Genomic DNA, 25637 nt, shown 5'->3' on the forward strand with positions numbered 1-25637 from the left:
CTGGACGAGATCGCCGCGCTGCGCTCGCGATGACGGGAAATTCAAACTGCCTCCAAATTGGCATAGGCCAACACCAGCCATTTATTGCCTTCCGCCTCAAAATTTACCTGCACCCGGGCATGGCTGCCACTGCCTTCAAAGTTAAGCACTGTACCTTCACCAAAAACTTTGTGCTGTACGCGCTGCCCCAGGTTTAAGCCGGTATCGGCACCGCTGTCGGAAAAGCGCGGGGCGCTGGCGGCTTTGGCGTAGCTGGTGGGGCGGCGTACCTGGCTGCTGAGGCGCACTTCTTCCAGATATTCGCCGGGAATATCCCGCACAAAGCGGGACACAGAATTAAAGCTCTCACTGCCGTACAGTTGGCGGCTTTCAGCAAACGTCAGGTACAGCTTTTCCATGGCCCGGGTAATGCCCACGTAGGCCAGGCGACGCTCCTCATCCAGGCGCCCCGGTTCTTCGATGCTCATGCGGTGGGGAAACAGATTTTCCTCCATGCCCGCCACAAACACCAGTGGGAATTCCAGCCCTTTGGCGGAGTGCAGGGTCATCATTTGTACCGCAGACTGGCCGTCATCCGCCTGACGTTCGCCAGCGTCCAGCGCCGCTTCGTCGAGGAACTGCCCCAGAACCGACCCTTCCGGGTCTTGCGGACGAAAACCCTTGCACGCGCTGATCAGCTCTTTGAGGTTATCCACCCGCGCCTGGCCGCGCTCGCCCTTTTCTTTGCCGTGGTATTCCACCAGGCCACTTCGGGCGAGAACATGATCCGCCACTTCGTGCAGAGGCAATGCCTCGCTGTCGCCATCCAGCTGATCGATCAGGGTCAAAAAACCCGCCACTGCATTGCCCGCGCGGGCGGTGAGCTGGCCTTGCGCCACGGCGCTCCTGGCAGTGCGCCACAGGGATTGGCCGCTGGCGCGAGCCGCATCCCGCAACGCTTGCACGGTTTTGTCACCAATGGCACGGGGCGGCACATTCACCACTCGCTCAAAGGCCGCATCGTCATGACGGTTGAGCAACAGCCGCAAGTAGGCCAGGGCATTGCGAATTTCCAGGCGCTCGTAGAATTTTTGCCCGCCGTAGATGCGATAGGGAATGCCCGCCCGCAGCAGCGCCTCCTCCAGCACCCGCGATTGCGCGTTGGAGCGGTACAGAATGGCCGCATCGCTGTGGCTGTTGCCATCCTTCACCCAGGCCTGAATGCGGTCGCCGATAAAGCGCGCTTCGTCGTGTTCGTTAAAACCGGCGTACAGGGAGATCAACTCACCATCGGCGCCGTCGGTCCAGAGATTTTTGCCCAACCGTTCGCTGTTGCGGGCAATCACCGCATTGGCGGCATTGAGGATATTGCCGGTGGAACGGTAGTTCTGCTCCAGCTTTACAACCTTTGCATTGCTGAAATCCCGGCTGAAGTTGCGAATATTTTCCACTTTGGCGCCGCGCCAACCGTAAATGGACTGGTCGTCGTCACCCACCGCAGTCACGCAGGCATCGCTACCTGCCAACAGCCGCAGCCAGGCGTACTGGATGCTGTTGGTGTCTTGAAATTCGTCCACCAGAATATGACGAAAACGGTTCTGGTAATGCTGCAACAGCTCCGGGTGATTGAGCCACAATTCGTGGGCGCGCAGCAGCAACTCACCAAAATCCACCATGCCTCCACGTTGGCAGGCTTCTTCATAGGCGCTGTAAATCTTTACCATCATGGTCAGATGGGGGTCACCACTGTGCTGAATATGCTGCGGGCGCAGGCCTTCGTCTTTCTGGGCATTGATAAACCACTGGCTTTGGCGCGCTGGCCAGCGACTGTCGTCCAGCCCCAGGGTTGCGCTGACCCGCTTCACCACCCGCTGTTGATCGTCTGAATCGAGAATCTGAAAGCTCTCCGGCAGGTTGGCCTCGCGCCAGTGAGTTTTCAACAGGCGGTGGGCCAGGCCGTGAAAAGTGCCCACCCACATACCACTGGGGGGCATGGGCAGCAGAGCGTCGATGCGCTCGCGCATTTCCCGGGCGGCCTTGTTGGTAAAGGTCACCGCCAGGATTTCGTAGGGGGAGACGTGTTCCACCTGAATCAGCCAGGCGATGCGGTGCACCAGCACCCGGGTTTTGCCAGAGCCCGCCCCCGCCAGCACCAGCAGGTTGGCGTCGTTGCTGGAAACTGCCTCCCGCTGAGCCGGGTTGAGTTGGTCGAGTATCGAAGTAACATCCATGGGCTGGATTCTAACATTGCTGCAAACTGGATTTATATACAGTAAAACAACCGATTGTCTTTTTTACTGCTATTGATCCGTACGTCACCCTGGCCGCCGCCATTATGTGGAAAGCCCGATGTACAAGGCAGCCTTTATGTAAAGTTTCGCGAAATAATTTGAACTTTAATGGGGGCTTGGGCAGTTTCGCTCGTTTATATTCTTGAGCCTTCAAAAAAATACCTGCACAAAAACCGAGGAGAGGTAGCTCCATGACATTGAAATCACTTCTGGCTTCTGCCCTGGCACTGGGCGCCGTAACCGCCCAGGCCGCCGACAGCGAATGGTATCGCAACCCGGCGGTATCACCGGATGGCAGCAAAGTCGCCTTCACTCACCACGGCGACATCTATGTGGTAAACAGCAACGGCGGCACCGCCACCGCACTAACCAGCCACAGTGCCTATGACAGTTACCCGGTGTGGTCCCGAGACGGCAAAAAGCTGGCCTTTGCCTCAAACCGCTACGGCAACTTTGATATTTTTGTGATGAACGCCAACGGCGGTGGCGTAAAACGCCTTACCCACCACTCCTCGCCTGACATTCCCAGTGATTTCAGCGCCGATGGCAGCAGCGTACTGTTCACCTCCCTGCGCATGGACTCGGTACAAAACACCCAATTCCCCAGCGGCCGACTGGAAGAAACCTACAGCGTCAACCTGAGCGGCGACACCCCCCGCCAAGTAACCACCATTGTCGCGGAGAAAGCCCGCTACAACCGCGCTGGCGACAAGTTTCTGTACCAGGACAAAAAAGGCTACGAGGATCAGTTCCGCAAACGCCACCGCTCCTCGGTAACCCGCGATATCTGGCTGTACGACACCAAATCCGGCAAATACAGCCAGCAGACTCACTGGCTGGGTGAAGACCGCAACCCGCTCTGGAGCAACGACGAACAGAGCTTCTACTTTACCAGCGAACGCAGCGGCACCATGAATGTGTGGCAGCAAAACCTGGCGAGCGGTAAAGCCACCCAGGTAACCGACCACAAACACCACCCGGTGCGCTTTCTGTCAGCAGACAACAGCGGCAACCTTGTGTACGGCTATCACGGCTCCATTTACCGTCTGGCAGACGGGGGCCAACCACAAAAGCTGGCCATTGCCATCAATAACGATGACAAGACAAACCCCATCCAGCGGGCCGTTATGGGCAGTGGAGCCACTGAATTCGCCATTTCCCCCAACGGCAAAGAAGTGGCCGTTGTTGTCCGTGGCGATGTGTATGTCACCTCCACCGAATACCCCACCACTCGCCGCATCACCAACACCCCGGAAATGGAACGCTCTGTGTCGTTCTCCCCGGATGGCCGCAGCCTGATATACGCGGGCGAGCGCAATAAAAGCTGGAACCTCTATCAAAGCTCTCTGGCCAGCAAAGATCAGAAGTACTTTTACAACGCCCTCAAGCTGACCGAGAAAACCCTGTTGGCCAACAGCGAAGAAACCTTTCAGCCCGCCTATTCACCGGATGGCAAAGAAGTGGCGTACCTGTCCAACCGCGACACTATCAAAGTGCTCAACCTGGCCAACGGCAAAAGCCGCACCGTGCTCAAGGAAAAGTACAACTACTCCTACAGCGATGGCGACATTTCCTTTTCCTGGTCACCAGACAGCAAGTGGCTTGCCGCCAGTTACATCGATGGTCGCTGGATTACAGAGATTGGCCTGATCGATGTATCAGGCAAAAAGGCACCCATCAACCTCACCCAGTCCGGCTATGCGGATGTGGCCCCTCAATGGGCGATGAACGGCAACGCCATTACCTGGATGACCGCCAAACACGGCCGCCGCAACCACGGCAGCTGGGGTTCGGAAATGGATGTCTACGGGGTATTCCTGAACCAGGACAGCTGGGACAAATTCAAACTCAACAAGGAAGAATACGCCCTCAAAAAAGAGGCTGAAAAAGACAGTAAAAAAAGCGATAGCAGCAAAAAGAAAGACGACAAAAAAGACAAGGATAAAAAGGACAAAGAACCAAAAGCCAAAACCATTGATATCGACCTGGCCAACATCGAAGACCGTCGCGCCCGCCTTACCCTGCACGCAGCGGAGCTGGGCATGGGCCTGCTGAGCAAAGACGGCCGCAAACTGTACTACCTGGCCAAGTTCGAAAAAGGCTTTGACCTGTGGGTGCGCGACTTCGATGAAAACAGCACCAAACCGCTGAACAAGCTGGGCGCCAAACAAGCTGGCATGAGAATGTCCAAAGACGGCAAAACCCTGTTTGTGATTGCCGATGGCAGCATCCGCAAAATCACCCTGGGCAACGGCGCTCCCAAACCGGTTGCCTACGCCGCCGAGTTTGAGCTGAACGCGGCCGACGAACGCAGCTACATGTTCGAGCACGCCTGGCGTCAGGCGCGGGACAAGTTCTACGTGAAAGACCTGCACGGCGTAGACTGGGACTTTTACAAACAAGAATACCTGCCCAAACTGGACAACATTAACAACAATCAGGACTTTGCCGATGTTCTCAGCGAAATGCTGGGTGAACTGAACGCGTCCCACACCGGCGCTCGCTATCGCTCCAGAGGCAATGGCCAGGCTGACCAAACCGCCGCACTGGGCATTATTCCCAACTACGGCTACCGCGGCGACGGCATCAAAATTGCCGAGATCATCGATAAAAGCCCACTGCTCAGCAAAGACAACAAAATTGAAGCGGGCATGATTATCAGCGCCATCAACGGCCAGCAAATCAACGCCAACAGCAACTACTACGCGTTGCTGAACCACAAGGCAGGCAAAAGAGTCTTGCTGACGGTAACCAACCCCAAAGCAGGCAAGAAAGAACCCAAATCGTTCGAGCAGGCCGTAAAAGCCATGCCGTTTCGGTCAGAACTGGAACTGCGCTACCAGCGCTGGGTAAAAAATCGTCGCAACCTGGTGGAAAAGCTGTCGAAAGGCAAACTGGGCTACGTACACGTAAAGGGCATGAACACGCCGTCGTTCCAGGAAACCTACTCCGAGGTACTGGGCCGCAATGTGAAAAAAGAGGCCTTGATTGTCGACACCCGCTTTAACGGTGGCGGCTGGCTACACGACGACCTGAACACCCTGCTGTCTGGCAAGAAATACTACGACTTCTTCCCCCGTGGCCGTCGCATTGGCTCCGAACCAATCGCCAAGTGGTACAAGCCATCTGCGGTGGTTGCCGGCGAAGGCAATTACTCCGATGCCTACCTGTTCCCACACAGCTACCAGCTGCTGGGCATAGGCCCGGTAATCGGCATGCCGGTTCCCGCCACAGGCACAGCGGTATGGTGGGACACCATGATCAGCGGCGACGTGACCTTCGGCATCCCCCAGATTGGCATGCTGGACACTAACGGCAACCTGCAGGAAAACCGCGACCTGGTACCCGACCACCTGATCAACAACGACCCCAACGCCATGGCCAATGGTCGCGACCCGCAAATTGAAAAAGCGGTGAAAGTGTTGTTGGAAACGGTGAAATAAAGGTTACAGGACGCGCTTCGCGCTACAGGTAACAGCTCACAGCAGACCGCGCTGTGGCTGTTTCCTGTTTCCTGTTTCCTGTTTCCTGTTTCCTAAAGAATGGCCTTTACCCCGCCAAGTTGCGATAATTCAGCCCTTTCTGCCATCACCCGAAAGGATTGCCATGCAACGCTCGCAACAATTGTTCGACGCCGCCCAACAACACATCCCCGGCGGAGTTAATTCCCCGGTTCGCGCCTTCCGCGCCGTGGGCGGTACCCCGGTATTCTTTGAGCGCGCCGACGGCGCCTACCTGTACGACGCCGACGGCAATCGCTATGTGGACTACGTGCAATCCTGGGGACCGATGATCCTTGGCCACGGCCACCCACAAGTGCTGGATGCCATTCGCAACCAGCTGGACAAAGGCCTCACCTTCGGCGCCCCCACCGAGCTGGAAACCCAGCTGGCGAACAAAGTCTGCCAACTGGTGCCGGGTATGGACATGGTGCGCATGGTCAACTCCGGCACCGAAGCCACCATGAGCGCCATCCGCCTGGCCCGCGGTTACACCGGGCGCGACAAGATCATCAAATTTGAAGGCTGCTACCACGGCCATTCCGACTCCCTGCTGATCAAAGCGGGCTCAGGCGCCCTCACCATGGGCGTGCCCACCTCCCCCGGCGTGCCGGCGGCGCTGGCAGAGCACACCATCACCCTCACCTACAACGATATGGACGGCGTAAAACAGGCCTTTGCAGAACTGGGCGAGCAAGTGGCCTGTGTGATTCTGGAACCGGTGGCGGGCAATATGAGCTGCATTCCGCCGCTGCCCGGCTTTCTGGACACCTTGAGAGAACAGTGCAGCAACAGCGGCACCCTGTTGATTATCGACGAAGTGATGACCGGCTTTCGGGTCAGCCGCACCGGAGCCACGGGTCACTACAACATCGACGCCGACTTGATCACCTTGGGCAAAGTGATCGGCGGCGGCATGCCCGTGGGCGCCTTTGGCGGCAAGCGGCACATCATGGAGCACATCGCCCCGCTGGGCCCGGTGTACCAGGCGGGCACCCTGTCCGGCAACCCGGTGGCCATGGCCGCTGGCCTGGCCACACTCGAACGGGTGAGCCAGCCGGATTTCCACGGCCCCCTGTTTGAGCGCACCAACACTCTGATCTCCGGGTTAAAAGAGCGGGCCGCAGCCGCCAATATTCCGTTTACCACCAACCATATCGGCACCATGTTCGGGCTGTTTTTTACCGATGCCAAACAGGTAAGTAACTACCAGCAGGTGATGGCCTGCGACACCGAACGCTTTAACCGCTTCTTCCACGGCATGTTGCAACAGGGCGTATACCTGGCCCCGGCCAGCTACGAAGCGGGCTTTATGTCGGCGGCCATTAGCGACGAAGACGTGCAATTTACTCTGAGTGCGGCAGAAAAGGTCTTTAGTAACTTGTAGGCCGTAGGGTGGATTAGCGCAGCGTAATCCACCACACTCAGGACGGTGGATTACGCTGCGCTAATCCACCCTACGCACCACAAAGGAAAAACCCATGCCCAACCAAATCCCCCCTCGTCACTTCCCCACCACCCGCATGCGCCGCAATCGCAGCGCCGACTTTGTGCGCCGTCTGGTGCGGGAAAATCGGGTCACCCCGGACGACCTGATCTACCCGGTGTTTGTGCTCGACGGCGACAACCAGCGTCAGGCCATTGCCTCCATGCCCGGCGTCGAACGCCTGAGCATCGACCTGCTGGTAAAAGAAGCCAAACACCTGGCCGGGCTGGGCATTCCCGCCATGGCGCTGTTTCCGGTGACACCCCAACAACACAAAAGCGAAAACGCCGAAGAAGCCTGGAACCCCAACGGTATTGCCCAACGTGCCGTCAAAGCCCTGAAAGATGCCGTGCCGGAAATGGGCGTAATCACCGACGTGGCACTGGACCCGTTCACCACTCATGGTCAGGACGGCATCATTGATAACAATGGCTACGTACTCAACGACACCACCGTAGAAGCACTGATCGCCCAGGCGCTTTCCCACGCCGAAGCGGGGGCGGACATCGTCGCCCCCTCCGATATGATGGATGGCCGCATCGGTGATATCCGCGCCATGCTGGAGCAATGCGGCCACGTAAACACCAAAATCATGGCCTACTCCGCCAAATACGCCAGCAGCTACTACGGCCCATTCCGCGATGCGGTTGGCTCGGCGGGCAATATCAAAGGCGGCGACAAACACAGCTACCAGATGGACCCGGCCAACAGCGACGAAGCCCTGCACGAATGTGCCCTCGACCTGGCAGAAGGCGCCGACATGATTATGGTGAAACCGGGCATGCCCTACCTGGACGTGCTGCGGCGGGTAAAAGACGAACTGGGCGCCCCCACCTTCGCCTACCAGGTGAGCGGCGAATACGCCATGCACATGGCCGCCGTACAAAACGGCTGGCTGGACAAAGACGCGGTAATGATGGAATCGCTGCTGACCTTTAAACGGGCCGGTGCAGATGGAATTTTGACCTACTTTGCCAAAGATGCGGCGGAGTTGTTGAACAGCTAACCAGCCTGTCATTCTGAGCGCAGCGAAGAATCTCCCATCTCCGGCAGGCACAGAGATCCTTCGCTGCGCTCAGGATGACATGAGCCAACACACCATGCGCCTCGACAAATACCTTTCCAACGCCAGCGACTATTCCCGCGCCGAGATCAAAAAACAGATCAAGGCGGGGGAAGTACAAGTGGACGGCATCACCGCCAGCAACCCCGCGCAAACGGTTGATAAAAGCAGCCACGTCACCCTCCATGGCAACCACATCAGCCAGCCGGGGCTGCGCTACTTCATGCTCTACAAACCTGCGGGCTATGTATCCGCCAGCAAAGACAGCGAACACCCCACCGCTATCGACTTACTGGTAGACGAACCCCGCAGCCAGCAACTGCAAATCGCTGGCCGCCTGGATATTGACGCCACCGGCCTGTTGCTGATTACCGACGACGGCCAGTGGAACCACGCGCTGACCTCCCCCAAAAGCGACTGCCAGAAAACCTACCGGGCACAACTGGCAGAGCCACTGGCAGAGGTGGAAAAAGTCACCCACAAATTTGCCAAAGGTATCTGGCTCAACCACGAAAAACGCCGCACCCGGCCCGCACAATTGCAAATGCTCTCCGCCACCGAAGCCAGACTCAGCATCAGCGAAGGCAAGTACCACCAGGTAAAACGCATGTTTGCCGCTGTGGGAAACCGGGTAACGGCGCTGCACCGTGAACGTATAGGCACTATAGTGCTGGATACGGATATGAAACCGGGCGACTACCGACCATTAACAGAAACAGAAATTAACTCTGCACTTTAAAACCGTCATCCTGAGCATAGCGAAGGATCTCAACAGAAATAAAATGACAAACCAGCTATTTTACGAATTTCGCCAAACCACCGGTCCCACTTTGTTGATCGCTGACGAAAACCTGCCGGATGCACCTTTTGCATCACTGGCCAGCAGCAACGTCACCCTGCTCACCAACCGCTACGACATCTGGCAACAGTCACAAGCCGCAGGAGTCAACACCCACTTTAACGACTTCGACACCAGCGCTTTTCCCTCGGACCATTTTGAAAAAATTCTGTATCGCGTTTCCAAGGAAAAATCCATCGTCCACCACCTGATTAACTCGGCATTCCACTTGCTCCAACAAGGTGGCGAACTGATTCTTTGCGGCGAAAAAAACGACGGCATTAAAACCTACGCAAAAAAATCCGGAGACTATTTTCAACACGATAGTCATATCGAAAAAAATGGCAACAGCTATACCGTCTATATTCGCAAAGATTCAAGTCACTGCGGCGAAAGATTAGACGATAAAAACTATTCCCAACTACGGCCAACCATCCAATGTGAAAGCCGCACGCTATTGAGCAAACCCGGAATTTTTGGTTGGGAGAAAATCGATAAAGGCAGCCATTTTTTGGTGGAACATCTACCACAGTTTTTAAGACATCTGCCAGAAAATACCAGCCTGTTAGACCTGGGCTGCGGTTACGGCTATATCGCTGCCTGCGCACAAAAATATGGATTTTCGCGAATCGTCGCCACCGACAATAACGCCGCCGCACTGACTGCTTGCCAAAAAAATTTTGAAGAGTTAAGTATTGCCGGAGAAGTGATCGCCGACGATGCCGGCAACAATATTCAAGAGCGATTCAACATCGTGCTCTGCAATCCACCTTTTCACCAGGGATTTGTCAGCGATGGTCGGCTAACCGATAAATTCCTCGCCACCACCAAACGCGTGCTACGGCGCAGCGGCAAGGGATTATTTGTGGTGAACAGCTTTGTACCATTACCACAGAAGGCGGCGAAGATTTTTGATTCGGTGGAAGTTGTTGCGGAGAACCGGAGTTTTAAGTTAGTGGAGGTGTATTAGCTTTAACTTCTTTCAGCAATGCGTTCCTTGTTTTCGTTAGCAATCTAACAAAATCTTTTGCATCAGAAAAATAATTTCTAAATGCACTTCGAAGTTGAATCCGCGGCATTTAAAACAGCTCTATGAGCAGCACGCCAATCTTCAATACACTTGAAATCATCTTCTGTGGCTTGGCGTTTTCTTACATTTTTCCCGGCTCGGCTTACTCTAGTTTTTGAACCGCCGGGGAAGGCTTTTTGTCCAGCATTCATGTAGTTTAACTTCCTTTGCTTTTCTTTTGATTGTCCGACTCAGTCCAAATAAAACCAATAGGTCTGCTGCTGGTTGGCGTAGGCGCCATTAATTCTCGAATAGTGTCAAACACCACCTTGAATTGTTGATCATACTTTTTCTCTAAATTTGACAAACGCTTATCCAACTCTTCATTGCTTTCTAGCAGTTTCCGCAGACGGACAAATGCACGCACAATTTCCACATTAACCCGAACTGCTCTGGAGCTGCGCAATACACTGGATAACATGGCCACTCCTTGCTCAGTAAATGCGTAGGGTGGGTAACGGCGACCGCCCCAACTTGAGGTCACATTTTGTGACCTCAAGTAATCAAATTCCGCTTTACTAAGCTGGAACATAAAGTCTTCTGGAAAGCGATCAAGGTTGCGTTTCATGGCCTGAACAAGCACCTTAGTTTCTACTTGATATAGAGCAGCTAAATCGGCATCAAGCATCACTTTTTCATCCCGGATAAAAAGGATATGACGCTCAATATCAATTGTCTGAATAACCTGATGATTTTTTGATTTGCCCATGGGTTCCATCCCTTTTCGTAACAGTAAGAATTTCGCTCTCTATGATGTAGTGAGCAGCACTAAACATCCATACCCAAATTCCCCAATTCCTCCAGCGCTTCATCCGTGGCATCAATGACCCGAAAGCCCGCCCAATAGCGGCCTTCGCCATTGGCGGGGTTTTTCCACAGGCAGTCGACGCCCACTTGCAGCCAAATGTCACTACCTCGTTTCAGGCTGAGCTGGTAGATATTGCCCACTTCTACCTGGTCGCCGGTAATCAGCATCAGGCCTTCGCTGTGAATGTCTACCAGGCGGCCAACGGACTGGCCGGTGATGCGGTCCACCGCGTCCACCTGGCTGGTGACTTCGTGGCGTTCCAGGCGGCGGCGTTCTTGGTTTTGGTTGTCGTCGGTTTTCATATTTGTGTCTTACTTATCTGTTGGTGTTTGGTATCAGCCGGCGCTGGCCTGTTGAGCGCTGGCGCTGAGATCGGCGCGAATCTGTTCCAGGGTGCGATCCACCAGTGGTTTGTCTTCTTCACTGTCGACAATGCGAATGGTGCCCACTTCCATCAGCCGGGCCAGTTCTTCGCCGGTGCGCATGCCGGTGCGGTGGCCGCTCTGGTTAACGAACAAAAACTGCATGGTGCGCAGGTTGTACCACACCACTTTTTCCCGTTTGCCGTCGCCCATGTCGAACCAGGTGCCGAAGGATATTTTTTCCAGCACATTCAGGTGTTGACGCTCGGAGTCGTTGAGGTTGGCAGTTTGCTGTTCCGGAGTTTTGCCCCGTTCGCTGCTGTCGGTGAGTTTTTTGCGCACCTCTGCCGGCGCCGGGCGCGCCGCCAGGCCTTGCAGATAAAGTTCGTATACGTAGTCCATGGCAGAGGTCATTTTGCGGCGCCGGCCCTCGTCGTAGCCAATGCAGTCAAAACCTTTGGCGATGTTCGCTTCCAGTTGCGGGTAGTGCTCTTTCCATTTGCTTTTCTGTTGTTCGTCTTCACCCAGTGCCAGGCCCCAGAGCAGATCATCGATAACATCCTGGGCCTCTTGCCACTGTTCCGATTCGTCGCCAAAACGCAGCAACACAAAAGCCATGTAATCGGACCAGGGTTGTAACAGGAACATCAATACCGCACTGGGCAAGTCGCGCTTGCCAATGGCCTGTTGCACTGTGTCGTGCACCTGGTCTTTGACCTCCTGCATACGGTCTTCACCTTTGGCCTGTTCGGTGGCGCGTTTTTCGCGCGTGGTAATTTTCAGCTCCACCCGCTTGATAAAGGTGTTGAACGAGAGCAGTTCTTCGGTGAACGGGCGGGTGTCTTCGCTCACGTCTTTGAGCAAGCGCTCCACCGCTTCGCGAATACGCCCGTATACGCCGTACTCGCTGGTGCCATCCCGGTTTACCCAGCGGGTGCCCGCTTCCGCCAGGCGGTTGAGCAGTTGCCGCGCCGGGTGTTCGTTCTGCTCAAAGAAGTCACTGTCGGCAAAAGCCAGTTTCAGGAACGGGGTGTGCAGGTAGCTGAGCAGGGCTTTCACCGAGTCCGGCAGCTGGTCGTCGTTGAGCATGTACTCAAAGATCATACCCACCAGGTCGATGGTTTTGCGGTCCGGCACCTTGAACGCCGGTTCCTGTTCGCTGCCCAGCAATTTGGTGAGGTGGTGCAGCAGCAGCTCGGTTACCTGGGCGATCAGGCGTGGCTGCAGGTTTTCGCCCCCCACCGGTTTGTTGGGTATCTGTTGAGCGGTTTCCCAGTCCGCCATTTGAATCTGGTTAATGGCGGCGGTGAGATCGCTGACGCTGTAGTTGACGCCACCAACCGCAACCCCTGGCGCGGCAGCAGCACCCCCAGTGGGTGCACCGGCAGGGGCACCCGCCAGCTGATCCTGTAAAGAAGATATATCCTGATACACCTGCTGGTGGTAATTGAGGTTGGCGTGGCCACCACCACCCAACCAACCGGCAGAGGCACCCGCTGCGGGCTGTGCCGGTATCGCCTGGGCTGACATGTTTGGGGGCGGCATGTTTGGGTCTGCCTGTGGCGGCATATTGGGAGACATATTTGGCGGCACATGAGAAGCCCGAGCAGCGCCACCGGCACCCATGGACGCACCCCCATCGCGGCCTTTGACCACTTCGTGACGCAAGTTGGGCAACACCCCCAGTTCGGTGAGTGCGTTATTGACCTCGCTGTAGATACGGCCCACATGGTCCACAAATACCCGCTCGAACATGCGGTAGATTTCCGCTCTGGCGGCGGCGGACACATCGATACTCTGCAACCCTTGCTTGAGGGCAAAGCAGAAGCGGCAGGGGGCGACCGGATTGGTCTGGTCGGTGACTTCGCGACCACCATTAAGCACGGAAAAGCGCCGATTGAGCGACCACATGACGTCGCTGTAACGGGATTCCGCCCGCTGGCGAATGGTGGTGAGAATCACCCGTTCTTCCAGCGCGTCTTCTTCCACCAGTGACAGGCTGGGGTTGCCCGCACCCAGCAGCTCGTCTGCATTGACCAGGGAGCGATTGGCAAATTGCTGGAAGGTGGTTTCCAGATAGTCCACAAAACGCCTGGCGATTTCTTTGCGCGACTGGCTGATTTTGGCGCGGGCGTAGAAATATTCGTGCTGGCTGCCCACAAAAGTGCTGCTTTGGGAGCACTCAATCAGTTCGTTGAGCAGTTTCTCGAAATATTTGTCCAGCAATTCAATGGAATGCTGGCGTACTACCCCCAGCGCTGCATCCACCCCTTTGCCTGTTATCTGTTGTGCTTGCATGTTTTTGGTTATTCCGGCCTTACGGCTCTATGAATATTAGTGTTTATCCATACTTAAAGAACTTTCCATTACTGTCATTGCGAGGAAGCGTAGCGACGCGACAACCCAGTGGCTTCAAGGCAAAGACTCTGGATCGCCGCGCTGCGCTCGCGATGACGCTTGGCGGCATCCAGCCTAACCCACTGTACCACTAACAACCCTCGACCGACTCACAAATCCAGTTGCCGGAGCACCGCGAGCGCTTCCCGCTCAATATCCATTATCAGGCAGCCACAGCGAAAGCCGTTATCCTGTTGCGACATCCACAGGCATTTGGCCTGCAGGTCAATCCACGGCATATTGACCTCGCCGGTCATGGTCAAACGCAGGTTGTAAGTCTGCTCCGGAATCAATGCCTGGGGGCATTCCAAAAGCAGGCCTTCCCGGTGCACATTCAGCAGTTTGCCAACTTTGGTGTTGTTTCCCTGCAAGTACGCTTCCACCTGACCACTGATTTCGTGGCGATGGATGCGGCGCTGATCGTTTTGCTCACTCATGTCAGTTACCGTTCTGGCCGTTACTTGGCAATGTAGTTAATCCCGCGAACAACGGGATCAGAGCTGTTTTGTTGATCGTTGGTGTCGTCTGCCACTTGTTCAAGAGTAGCAGTTTGTTCTGCCAGCAAGCGCGCCAGATCATCGCCGGTGCGAATGCTGCTTTTACCGCTTTGCGGGTCGCGGAATTCAAACTGCAGGGTGCGCAGGTTGCGCCACACCAGTTGCTCGCGGCGGCCGCTGGCAAAGTTCAGCCAGCTGTGGAGCTCTATTTCCGGCAGCTTCTCGAGCCACTGCTGAGTGTTTATGGTCACAGCGGCCCGTTGTTTCTCCTGCGGCTCAGACAAAGGCGTGACGTCGGCGCTGGCTTTCGTGGGGGCGCGGCGGCTTTCCAGCAAACCACTGTATTCACCACGCACCGCTGACAACAGCCGTTGACACTGACCACTGTCCAGACTCAAGTGGTCCAGGCCGCTGGCCAGCACCGCTTCCAGCCACAGGTAGTTCTGGCGCCAACGCTGGCTTTCACTGCGATTGTCCGGGTTGATCTGCAGCCCCCAAAGCAAGTCATCCACTACGCTGAGAGCGTCTTGCCAGCGACTGTTTTGGTGGCACTCCCTGCCCAACTCAATGGCCAGGGATTTCAGGTAGTCGGTCCAGTGGCCGTAGAGCAGTTCGCTGATGGCCTCTGGCAACGCCTGCTTGCCTATGCGACGGCGCAACGCCGTTGCAACGGATTCGCCTCTGGAGCGGGCACTGGATTGAGCACTGGCCTGGCGCCGGGCCTGCTGGCGTTTTCTGCGATGCAACGCGCTAACCTGCTGGCGGAAATTATCCCGTTCTTCGGCAAAGGCGTTGTTGTCCACACTGGTATTGCGCAGCAGGCGTTCAACAGCGCCGCGAATGTGGTGAAACACCGCCAATTCCCGCTGCTCACCCTGTAACCAGTCGGTAGCGGCCTCCACCATATCCACCAGTAATTGTCGCGCCGGGTGGTGCATTTGCTGGAACTGCTGCGGATCCGCCAGGGCGACTTTCAGCAGCGGCATATGCAACAGGCTGAACAGCGCCTTCACCTCGGCGCTGAGGCGGCTGTTGCGAGAGAATTCCGCCATTACGCCATCCACCACCTCTATGGTGTGGCGGTGGCTTTCGTGCAGTACCACCTGGCCATTGCCCAGCAGGGCGGTGAGCTGGTGCAACAGATTGTCGCCGCTGTGATCCACGGCAGGCGGAGGGGAGGCAACCGCTTGGGGGGCGCTGAGTGGCGGCGAGGATGTTGGCAGAGGTTGCGGCTGATGAAGTGGCGCTTTGACCACATCAAAGTGCTGTTCCGGAACAATGCCCACCACTTTAAGGCCATCGCTCAATTGCTGGTAAAACGGTTCCAGTTGCGCCAGCACCGCGTCATCAAACAGGCGATAGATGATTTTTTTCACCGGCAGTTCAACACCGGCTTTATCGAGGCCATGGCGCAGTGCCAGGCAGAAGCGCACAGGTGCCAGGGGGTTGCCGTCCAGGTTCGCACTGCCACCGGAAACCTGCGCCATCTGTCTGCTCAGCGGCCACAACAACCCCTGGTAACGGCTGTCGGCACGCTGCCGCAGGCTGGTGATCAATGCCTGTTCTTCCAGCAGCTCCGGGCTTACCAGGCTCAGGCTTGTATTGTCAGGATCAGCATTGGCACGCAAGGCCGCATCACTGCTCACCAGGCAATGATTGGCAAACTGATCCAGAGCGCTGTGCAGGTAGTGATAGATGTCTTGCAACAGTTGATTAGGCATGGTGCTGAGCGCCCGATAAACCTTTTCCAGAATGGCACGGCGGCGCGGTTCCGTTTGCCCCAGTGCCTGAGATATCTGGCTGAGCAGCTGTTTTTGAAAACCGGTAAACAGCTCCCGGGGCCGCTGGCTGGCGAGCAGGCGCAGCACCGCCATGCCGTTTTCCGCTACGGCATTTGCTGGCTTCGCTTGCTCGTCAGGTGATTTAGCCATATGGGTTTAATCAGTTTGTATCAGCGTCAGCTGGCCTTTTCTTGAGAATTGCTGTCTTCCCCGTCCGGACCTTCAGCGTTGAGCTCTTCAAGCTCGGATTCCTCGTCTTCGGCGCTTTTCAGCTCGTCCTGAGCTCCGCACAGGTCGGCGTATATCTGCTCCAGGGAGCGGTCGATCAGCGGGCGATGGTCCATTTCTATCACGTTCATTTCACCCGCCGCCAACATCTGGGCCAGTTCCACCCCGGAACGCAACCCGGTGCGATGGCCACGGTGATCCACAAACAGGAATTGCATGGTATCCAGATTAAACCAGGATACTTTTTCCCGCTTGCCGTCGGCACCTTCAAACCAGGTACCGATGGACACATTCTCCAACTGGTCAAGGTATTGCTTTTCGTTGTCAGACAGCTGGCTCTGCTGCTGGAAGAGGTTGAACATATCTTCCTCGTATTCCTCCACCAGGCGCTTTTTCTCTTTTTTGGTGGCCGGGCGCACGCGTTTTTTCTGCAGGGATTTATCAAAAACCTGTTCCATTTCTGCAATCAATTCCTTGCGACTTTTTTCGTCATAGCCGATGGCATCAAAACCCTGTTCGATGCGCTCTTTAAGCCTTGAATAACCGCTTTTCCAGCGTTTGATCTTGCGTTCGTCCCCTTCGGTTTCCAGCCCTTTAAACAGGTCGCGAATGACTTTCGCGCCCAGTTTCAGTTCTGGGGAATCAGCGCCGTTGCGCACCAGCAGGAACACCAGGTAATCGGTCCAGGGTTGCAGCAGGAAAACCAACAGCGGCGACGGCAGGTCGCGCTTGTCGATCATTTTTTTGACCTTGACGCGTACCTGATCCTTGGCTTTTTGCAGGCGGGCCTCGCCCTGGGCCTGCTCCGCCACTCGTTTTTCCATCAACTCCGCTTTCGCTTCCATACGCTTGAGGAACTGGTTAAAAGCGATCAATTCGTTTTCAAACGGCTGCACATCCTCGCCGGTGTAGCCCAGCAAGCGCTCGACAATTTCCTTGATATGGCCGTACACATTGTGACGGTCTTTCTTGCCTTCGCCGGTCCAGCGGGTACCCGCCTCTGCCAGCCGGTTAAGCAGTTGCCGCGCCGGGTGTTCAGACCGGGCAAACAGCTCGCGGTCGGCACAGGCCACTTTCAGGAAGGGCATGTGCAGATAGCTGAGCAGGGTTTTTATTTCGTGTGGCACCAATTCGTCGTTGAGCATGTAGCGGAATACCATGCCCACCAGGTCGATGGTTTTCTGGTCCGCCACCTTGATGTCGGTGTCTTCATGTTTGTCGTGACCCAGCAGCTCTTTGAGTTGTTTGACAATACTGCCGGCAACCGGAGTAACCGCCCGTGGCGTCAGTTCGCCACTGGCATTGCTAAAGCCCTGCTGGGCCACTTGCAGGTCTCTTTGTTGCAAGCTGTCCAATGCCTGACCAAAATCGGACCCGGAGTAGTTCATCACCGGGAAACCGCTGAGGCCGATAGTGCCACCGCCAACGCCACCTGCTCCCGGCCCCGCACTGCCGCCAAAAGTAACCTGCGGAACCATAGATGCCTGACCACTGGGGTCAGCCACCCATTGCACACGATCCTGCAATGCCGAAATATTGGCGAACAATTGCCCCTGGTAAGTGGGCTGAGGGGCGACACCGGGGTAGGGTGCCATTTGGTGTTGCACGGCACCGGCAAGCCAACCATCTGCAGACTCGCCGGGCGGCTCTGCTTCCACACCCGGTACAGCACCACCACCTGCTGCCGAGAAGCCCCGATCCGGCGCCTTCACCACGGAATGACGCAGGTTGGGCAACACATGGAGTTGCGCCAACTGGTCGTTGGCCTGCTGATAAATATGCCCCAGACAATCCATCACACGGCGGTCAAACACCCGGTACACCTCGATGCGGGTGTCGGTGGAAATATCGATCTGGCGCAGGCTGTCGCGAATCGCCAGGCAAAAACGCCCCGGCGCCAGGGGGTTGAGCTTCTCATCCACCGGAATGCCGTCATTGAGTATCGACACCCGCTGATTGAGCGCCCACAGAGCATCGCGAAAGCGCCCTTCGGCGCGCTGCTTGATGGTGGTGAGGGTGACCCGTTCTTCCAGGTCTGCCTCCTCAATCAGCGCGAGGGAGGATTCCTGATCTTTGTCCAGAAGGGCATCGGCGTCTTCCAGGGAGCGAGCGGCAAACTTTTTAAAGGTGGTTTTGAAGTGCTCGACAAAATTGACGGTAATGGCGTCGGCGGAATCCTTGATTTTGGAACCGGCGTAGAAGTACTCATGTTTGGAGCCGACAAAGGCCCCCTGTTCCGTAAGATCAATGAGTTCGTCCATCAAGCCGGAAAAAAATTCCGGCAGTTTCTCACGGGAATAATCCAGCACCGCATCCTGTGCGGCTTTTAGCCCCCTGCGCTTGAGTTGTAATGCATTCGGTGACACCAGAGTCTCCCCTTCCCTGATTATTTGGCTTACGGCCTGTAACAAGCCCTGAATTATAGTTTATTTTATTGCCTTGATCTCGCGCAGCAAATCTTCCAGGGCAGCGCGCTGTACACGGCTGGCAGAGGGGATAGACAACCCCTGACGAGCCAGCTGTTCCGCCTGCTGCAATTGCAGTGTGGCCAGATAGTTGCGGGAAAGCAACTGGTATAACTCCACCCGCTGACGGTCGATGCGCAAGCCCCGCTCAGCGACACTGATAGAGGCATCATAGCGCTGCTGACCGTACAGTTGCCAACCCTCGTCGAGCAGGTTATCCACCGCCGTACTGACACTGCTGACACGGCGCTCGCCGGGGGCAATAACCACTGCTGGCGGTGCCGCCTGTGGCTCCTCATGGTCCGGCTGGGATCGGGGTTGTGGCCGGGAATCCCAGGGGCCATTGGACGGCGCCGGCACACTGCTGACCGGTGCCGGAGGGCGGTAGGGGTTCACGCAGGCGTTCAACAGCAGCACTGGCAACAACAAACAAATAAATAATCGTATTTTTATCACAAACATAACTCGCCTTTGGGAGCACCCGTCATCCTGGGCGCAGCGAAGGACCTCAATGTCCACAACCAGTTGAGATATCCTTCTGTAGAGAGATCCTTCGCTGCGCTCAGGATGACGAATGCAATCAATTAATCAAACAACCGCCTGAACCAATCCGCTACCGAGCGGCCACTGTCGTAACAGGGGCCTTTTTGTCGGGGCTCTGTGCCCTCGGCAAATGGCAGGTAACGGGCGTCGCGACAGCGTTCGCCACTGAGTCGCCCCTGGGGGTCTACCCACAGGTAGCTCACTTGCCGGGGTTTCTGGAAATCCAGCGAGCGATTGTCCATACCCTTCATAATATCCCCCCACACCCGCAGTGCGCCGCTGGCGCCAGTGAGGGGCATTGTGCCGTTATCATCACGCCCCAGCCACACCACACTCAAATAATTGCCGCTGAAGCCGGCAAACCAGCTGTCCCGCTGGCCATTGGAGGTGCCGGTTTTGCCCGCCACCGCCAACTGCGATGGCAATTGGCGATACAGACCGCGCCCGGTGCCTTCGCGCACCACTACCTGCATGGCGTATTGCAGCAAGTGCACATCTTCTGCTGAAAAGCGCTGCTCCACCTGATAGGGATAGCGCCGCAGTGGTTGGTTATCGGCACTGTAAATGGCATTGATGGCCCGCAGCGGCGTGTAAAAGCCATCGGCGGCGATGGTGTGATAAATGCCCGCCACCTCCATGGGCGACATGGCGCTGGCCCCCAACAACATGGCCGGCACCTGGGGCACAGACCGCTCCAGACCGAGCCGCTCCACCGTGCTGGCCACCGCTGGCACCCCCAGTTCCAAGCCCAGTTGTGCGGTGGCCAGGTTGTAAGAATGTCCCAAAGCCTGATAAAGCGGCACATCGCCGTGGCTGTCGCGGCTAAAGTTGCGAGGCCGCCACAAGGCGCCATCATCGGTAGTGATCTCAAATTCCCGGTCGGGAATCAATGTGGCCAGGCTGTAACCCTGCTGCAGCGCCGTCAGATACACCGCCGGTTTGATGGTAGAACCCACTGGCCGCTGGGCATCCAGAGCGCGGTTAAAGCCCGCGTAGCGGGGCTGACGGCTACCGGCCACTGCCAGCACTTCACCAGAGCCCACCCGCGCCACCACTGCGCCCGCCTGCAACTGGCCTTTGGCCACCCGATAGCCCTGCTCCAGATTATCGAGGCGGTTAGTTATGCTTTTTTCCAACTGGCGCTGGGCCTGGGGATCAAAGTTGGTAAAGATGCGCAAACCTTCGCGGCGCAAGTCATCGCCACTGTAATCCCGGCGCAGCTGGCGCTTAACCAGGTCCAGGTACGCGGGATAGTCGTTAAAGGCGGTACCCCGTTTGGCCAACACTCCGAGTCCTTTGGCTTTGGCGCGTTGGGCGCTGGCTTTGTCGATCAACTGATGGCTGGCCATCACATCGATCACCAGATTGCGGCGTTTGAGGGCACGCTGCGGGCGGCGCCAGGGGTCGTAGTAAGACGCCCCTTTCACCAAGGCGATCATCAGCGCCACCTGATGCACCTCCAGCTCGCCCACCGGCTGACGGAAATAGTGGCGGCTGGCCAGGCCAAAACCGTGAATGGCGCGCTTGCCCGCCTGCCCCAGATAGACTTCATTTATATAAGCCTCAAGGATTTCCGCCTTGTCGTAGTGCAGTTCCAGCAGCAGCGCCATGGGGATTTCCACCAGCTTGCGCCACAGTTTGCGGTCGTTGGTGAGGTAAAAATTCTTCACCAGCTGCTGGGTGATGGTGCTGCCGCCCTGGGCCAGCTCCCGCGCCCGCAGGTTGGCCAGCACAGCGCGGCCGATACCTCGCAGGGAGACACCACTGTGCTCGTCGAAATGCTGATCTTCCACCGCCAGCAGGCCGTCAATCAGATACGGCGGCAAGGCTTCCAAACGCACCAGCTCACGGTCTTCCAGATGCTCCGGGAAAATACCGCCAATGCGCAGAGGCTCCAACCGCGCTACCGCTACCGATGTACCGCCGGCGCGCAAGCCGGACACCTGATCGCGGTCAAAACTCACCTGCAAGCGCCGGGCGGGTTCGTCGCTGTCCCAGAATCGGAAACCGCGACTGTAAAATTCCACCCGACTACCACGGCGGCGATACTGGCCCGGTGTATCGAGGGCGGCGCTGGCACGATAGCCCAGCTTGTCCAGCTCCCAAACCAGTTCGGTGGCGTCCAGCCGCAAGCCTTCGTAAATATCCAGTGCGCGACTGTAAACGTGGGCGGGCAGCGCCCACTTGCTGCCCTCAAACTTGGCGCGCACCATAAAATCCAGCACCACTGTCACCGGAATCATCAACACCACAAACCACAGCAGCCCCTTCCACGCCAGGCGCCAGCAAGCACCCCAAAAACCCCGTTTACGGCGAGTGTTTTTAGCGCGGGATTTTTTGCGTTTGATGGTGTTTTTTCGCTTGGCCAAAGGAGGGTCGCTTGCAGTCATTGTTCCAGCACGGATAATAGCGGTCCTTCTATAAAACGAACACAGAGAATTGTGGAGATATGGCGAAATATCACGTTTACGGCCTGGGCGCCGCCCTGGTGGATACCGAAGTGGAAGTCACAGACAGCGACCTGTCAGCACTGGGGGTTGAAAAAGGCCTGATGACACTGGTGGACGAGGCCCGCCAGCAGGAGCTGATCGACCACCTCAGCGATCACCTGGTTACCTCCAAACGAGCCAGCGGCGGTTCCGCCGCCAACACCATCATCGCCGCCAGCTATTTTGGTGCCAGCACCTGCTACGCCTGCAAGGTGGCGGACGACGACAACGGCCACTTCTACCTGCGCGACCTGAGCGATGCGGGAGTTACCCACCACCGCAACGGCTCGTTGCCTGCGGGCACCACCGGCAAATGCCTGGTGCTGATCACCCCGGATGCAGAGCGCAGCATGAACACCTTCCTGGGTATCAGTGAAACTATCGACACCGACAACCTGGATGCTGAAGCCATCGCCAATTCCGAATACCTGTATATGGAAGGCTACCTGGTGACCTCCGCAACGGGCCGTCCGGCAGCGGTAGCCGCCCGTGAAATTGCTCAACAAGCCGGGGTAAAAACCGCCATCAGCCTGTCAGACCCGGCCATGGTGCAGTTCTTTAAAGACGGCTTGCAGGAAATGATTGGCGAGCGCGTCAACCTGCTGTTTGCCAACCGCGACGAGGCCCTGGGCTGGACCGGCGCAGACGCCATTGAAGACGCTTGCGAACGGATAAAAGTCACTGCCGATTGTTTTGCCATTACCCTCGGCGCCGACGGCGCACTGGTTTATGACGGCGCGGCGCTGCACAAAGTGGAGGGCGTGGCGGCCAACGCCATTGACACCAACGGCGCGGGCGATATGTTTGCCGGGGCGTTTTTGTACGGCCTGAGTCAGGGCTGGGACTACCCCACATCCGGCCGCTTTGCCTGTCGCGCAGCGGCGCAGGTGGTCAGCCAGTACGGGCCCAGATTGCGGGCGGAGCAGCATCGGGAGTTGTTGGCTTAACACTGTAGCCGCAGACTTGCCAGTGTAGTAGTCTACGTTTCCCTTAACCTGAACGATCAAGGATTGACCATGAAAAAATCTCTGTTTGTACTCGCCGCACTGCTGTTTTCTGCGCAACTGTCCTTTGCCTCCGAGCAAGCACGTTACGAAGCCGCCGAGCGACTGATGAATTCCATGGATATGCAGGAGCTGCTGGAAACATCCATTTCGCAAACCCTCGACATGCAACTTCAACAGCAACCTGCAATGGCACCGTTTCGCGGTGTGATGCAGGAGTTTTTTCGGAAGTACATGAGTTACGAATCGTTAAAGCCGGATTTGGTTGCCATTTACGCAGAAGCCTTTAGCGTTGCCGAAATGGAAGACATGATTGCGTTCAACAACTCACCAACCGGTCAAAAAGCGGCCAAGTTGATGCCTCAACTTATGATCCAGGGCGGCCAACTCGGTATGCAAAAAGTGCAATTTCATATGCAAGAGCTACAGCAAATGATTGCTGAAGAAGTGGCAAAGCAACAGGCCGACCAGTAGGCCCGCTTGCTGTTTGTTCCGTCAGGCTGTCACACTGAGTTTATTCCGTCAGACCTGTCACACTGAGTTTATTCAGTCGGGCCTGTCATCCTGAGCGCAGCGAAGGATCTAAAAATCAGAGATTCTTCGCTGCGCTCAGAATGACAGACTGCTCAAAAGACCAACTCCATTACCAACCGAATCCCCCGCCCCGGTTCGTTGCTGCCCGAGCCGTGGCTGCGGTAGGCCTCGTCGAGCAAATTTCCGACTCCCAGAGTGGCGTTAATAGCGTCGTTCAGCGCCATACCCGCCTGCAGGTTGATTAGCCTGTAACCCGGCGTACCGCCGGGAGGGATGCGCTGCAAGTCACCCCGGTCGCCGTTGCTCAAGCGGTCGGCGCGGCTGGCGATGGTGGCGTTGGCGGATGCCCAGTAGCGCCCGCCTTCGCTGTCCCAGCGCAGTCCCAGGTTGGTAGTCAGCGGTGTAATGCGGCTCAGTGGCTCCCGGACAGTTGCCGCCCCCAGGGTGGGCGCAGCATCCAGCTCCCCTTGCAGCCAGGTAATATTGCCATCCAGGGAAAATCCGCCGGTCAGGTGCCAGCGAGTGCTGATTTCCACACCGCGAACAAAACCGCCAGCGCTGTTTTGCTTGCTCACTTCCACCAGTCCATCGACGATGCGCCCGGTGGGAGTGCTGGCCACAAAATCGGAAATATCCGTGTGATACAGGCTGGCAGACAGGCTGTAACGGTCGTTTTCTGTTTTGATTCCCAGCTCTGCCGTAAGAAAGTTTTCCGCATCCAGCCCGGTGGCGGCTATTTCAAATTCGTTACTGCGGCTGCCACCAAAGCGGCTCAGGTCGGCGATATTGGGGGCGCGAAACGACTGACTGAGGCCACCCCAAAGCAGCCAGCCAGAGCGGTTATCCAGCCCCAGCTGATAGCTGATACGGGCCGAACTCACCAGGGCACTCCAGCTGTTGTCAAATGATGCAGCCTGGCCACTGGCCGGGTCTTCAAAGCGGCCCACATGCGCAGCGGTATAAGAGTAACGACTGCCCAGAGTTACACTGGTGCGCTGATTCAAAGGCAATTCTGCCTGCAGATAAATACCTGCCAGGTCATAACGGGAATCGTCACCCACCGGCCCCTGAATGCGCACCCGGTCCACACTGCCATCGGCATTAAAGTCCGTGCGCGCACTGTCTACACGATCCCGATAAAAATCCACACCGTACACCAGTTCCGCCACCTCCGTGGCACTGGTGAATTGCACTTCGAGACCGCGCATGCGGGAGTCGAAGCTCTCCGTCAGGGCGCGGCCACTGTTCCGCACCCGCTCGCCATCTTCTGCCCAGCCCTGTTGCGACAGGGTAATCAGGGTACGGTCCACACCAGGCATCAAATCCGTTGCCGACAGGCGCAGGTAGCTGAGATAGCGGCGCTGATCTTTAAGGCGGCGCAAATCGGAACCCACTTCGGTACCCGCAAAAGAGCGGGAAAAAATCGTCGAGTGAGTGCGCCATACATCGTCTTGCTGCAACCCCTGATGCACGGCGGTTAGCGTCCAGACATCCGACAATTCCATATCCAGACGGGCATCGTAGGCGGATTCGTCGTAGCCGGTGTTGGGCAGCGAGCCAATATCCGCCGCCTCCACATCGCCAAATTTTTTGTGGCTGTAGCCCAGTAACAAACCCCATTCGCCACCGCGCCCCAGAGCCAGCTCCGTGCGAGACAGGTGGCTGTTTTCCGCCGCGGAAAAACGGTAACTCTGGCGGCCACGAATAAAGCTCTCAGCCAGCGGCTCCCGAGAGGCCCCGGCGGTTTTGGTGAACAGGTTGAGCGCGCCACCAATGGCATCACTGCCATAGGCACTGGAAGCGGGGCCATTGAGCAGTTCCAAACGCTCCAGGCCGGCGAAATCAATCAGCGAAAAATACTCGTTGGGGCCATCCCGATACACGGAATTGTTGTAGCGCACACCATCGATCAGCGCCAGCGTGCGGTAGCCGGTAAAACCGCGAACAAACGGCGAGCCCTGACCATTGGCGGTTTTCTGCACTGCCACACCGGGCACCCGCTGCAACGCTTCCGGCAGGCTGCGGGCAAACTGCTGTTGCAGGGCGGCTTTATCAACCACCTGAATGGAATAGGGCCTGCCGGAACGGGCCGCACTGGTGCGAGTGACCGTAACCACCACTTCTTCCAGCACGGTATCGCTGGAAGCATGGGCAGTTTGTACACAGGAAACAAGAGCCAGGAGTGAGCAAAGACCAAAAAGAATACTGCGGAAATTCATGGCGCCATTGTAGGTGGTGGGGGTGGGGATAAGAAACTGGCCAAACAAAAGTTTACGGTGCAGATGATATTGCTATTGATAATA

The 25637-nt window shown here is 56.7% G+C and carries 17 protein-coding genes; 7 read left to right on the forward strand and 10 right to left on the reverse strand.

Annotated features, from left to right (window positions below; all coding sequences use genetic code 11):
- Positions 1-41: 41 nt before the first annotated feature.
- Positions 42-2210 carry a DNA helicase II gene (gene uvrD, locus ACVBEJ_RS04170; protein ID WP_447128343.1) on the reverse strand — a complete coding sequence of 723 codons (2169 nt, stop codon included), beginning with the start codon at positions 2208-2210 and terminating at the stop codon, positions 42-44.
- Positions 2211-2461: 251 nt separating this feature from the next.
- Between uvrD and ACVBEJ_RS04175 the strand changes: the two genes are divergently transcribed.
- The 5 genes from ACVBEJ_RS04175 (at position 2462) to ACVBEJ_RS04195 (ending at position 10127) form a co-directional block, all read left to right on the forward strand.
- On the forward strand, positions 2462-5713 hold the full coding sequence (locus ACVBEJ_RS04175; protein WP_447128344.1) for a S41 family peptidase: 3252 nt from the start codon (positions 2462-2464) through the stop codon (positions 5711-5713).
- A 163-nt stretch (positions 5714-5876) separates the two neighbouring features.
- A complete protein-coding gene (gene hemL, locus ACVBEJ_RS04180) occupies positions 5877-7157 on the forward strand; it encodes a glutamate-1-semialdehyde 2,1-aminomutase (RefSeq protein WP_447128345.1) in 1281 nt (426 codons plus the stop codon).
- Between the two features lie 94 nt (positions 7158-7251).
- Positions 7252-8262 (forward strand): porphobilinogen synthase, encoded by a 1011-nt coding sequence (gene hemB / locus ACVBEJ_RS04185; protein WP_447128346.1) that lies wholly within the window; start codon positions 7252-7254, stop codon positions 8260-8262.
- A gap of 79 nt (positions 8263-8341) precedes the next feature.
- Positions 8342-9058, forward strand: a complete 717-nt coding sequence (rsuA, locus tag ACVBEJ_RS04190; RefSeq protein WP_447128347.1) for a 16S rRNA pseudouridine(516) synthase RsuA — start codon at positions 8342-8344, stop codon at positions 9056-9058.
- 43 nt (positions 9059-9101) lie between these two features.
- Complete coding sequence (locus ACVBEJ_RS04195; RefSeq protein WP_447128348.1) at positions 9102-10127, forward strand: methyltransferase; 1026 nt, start codon at positions 9102-9104, stop codon at positions 10125-10127.
- A gap of 256 nt (positions 10128-10383) precedes the next feature.
- Here the strand turns inward: ACVBEJ_RS04195 and ACVBEJ_RS04200 are convergent, their stop codons facing one another.
- From ACVBEJ_RS04200 to mrcB, 8 genes are all read right to left on the reverse strand, one after another.
- On the reverse strand, positions 10384-10935 hold the full coding sequence (locus ACVBEJ_RS04200) for an ORF6N domain-containing protein (protein WP_447128349.1): 552 nt from the start codon (positions 10933-10935) through the stop codon (positions 10384-10386).
- Between the two features lie 59 nt (positions 10936-10994).
- A complete protein-coding gene (locus tag ACVBEJ_RS04205; RefSeq protein WP_447128350.1) occupies positions 10995-11336 on the reverse strand; it encodes a PilZ domain-containing protein in 342 nt (113 codons plus the stop codon).
- Positions 11337-11369: 33 nt separating this feature from the next.
- On the reverse strand, positions 11370-13694 hold the full coding sequence (locus tag ACVBEJ_RS04210; RefSeq protein WP_447128351.1) for a DUF1631 family protein: 2325 nt from the start codon (positions 13692-13694) through the stop codon (positions 11370-11372).
- Positions 13695-13903: 209 nt separating this feature from the next.
- Positions 13904-14230, reverse strand: a complete 327-nt coding sequence (locus tag ACVBEJ_RS04215; RefSeq protein WP_447128352.1) for a PilZ domain-containing protein — start codon at positions 14228-14230, stop codon at positions 13904-13906.
- A gap of 20 nt (positions 14231-14250) precedes the next feature.
- Positions 14251-16221 (reverse strand): DUF1631 family protein, encoded by a 1971-nt coding sequence (locus ACVBEJ_RS04220; protein WP_447128353.1) that lies wholly within the window; start codon positions 16219-16221, stop codon positions 14251-14253.
- Between the two features lie 26 nt (positions 16222-16247).
- Positions 16248-18665, reverse strand: a complete 2418-nt coding sequence (locus ACVBEJ_RS04225; RefSeq protein ID WP_447128354.1) for a DUF1631 family protein — start codon at positions 18663-18665, stop codon at positions 16248-16250.
- A 60-nt stretch (positions 18666-18725) separates the two neighbouring features.
- The gene (locus ACVBEJ_RS04230) at positions 18726-19220 is read right to left on the reverse strand and encodes a hypothetical protein (RefSeq protein ID WP_447128355.1); all 495 of its coding nucleotides are present in this window, start codon (positions 19218-19220) and stop codon (positions 18726-18728) included.
- Between the two features lie 128 nt (positions 19221-19348).
- A complete protein-coding gene (mrcB, locus tag ACVBEJ_RS04235) occupies positions 19349-21676 on the reverse strand; it encodes a penicillin-binding protein 1B (RefSeq protein WP_447128356.1) in 2328 nt (775 codons plus the stop codon).
- Positions 21677-21756: 80 nt separating this feature from the next.
- Between mrcB and ACVBEJ_RS04240 the strand changes: the two genes are divergently transcribed.
- Entirely contained in the window at positions 21757-22743 is a 987-nt protein-coding gene (locus tag ACVBEJ_RS04240) for an adenosine kinase (RefSeq protein ID WP_447128357.1), read from the forward strand.
- A 69-nt stretch (positions 22744-22812) separates the two neighbouring features.
- The gene (locus ACVBEJ_RS04245; RefSeq protein WP_447128358.1) at positions 22813-23274 is read left to right on the forward strand and encodes a DUF2059 domain-containing protein; all 462 of its coding nucleotides are present in this window, start codon (positions 22813-22815) and stop codon (positions 23272-23274) included.
- 152 nt (positions 23275-23426) lie between these two features.
- Here the strand turns inward: ACVBEJ_RS04245 and ACVBEJ_RS04250 are convergent, their stop codons facing one another.
- Positions 23427-25601 (reverse strand): TonB-dependent receptor, encoded by a 2175-nt coding sequence (locus tag ACVBEJ_RS04250; RefSeq protein ID WP_447128359.1) that lies wholly within the window; start codon positions 25599-25601, stop codon positions 23427-23429.
- Positions 25602-25637: the final 36 nt, after the last annotated feature.

This window comes from Porticoccus sp. GXU_MW_L64 (assembly GCF_052983295.1).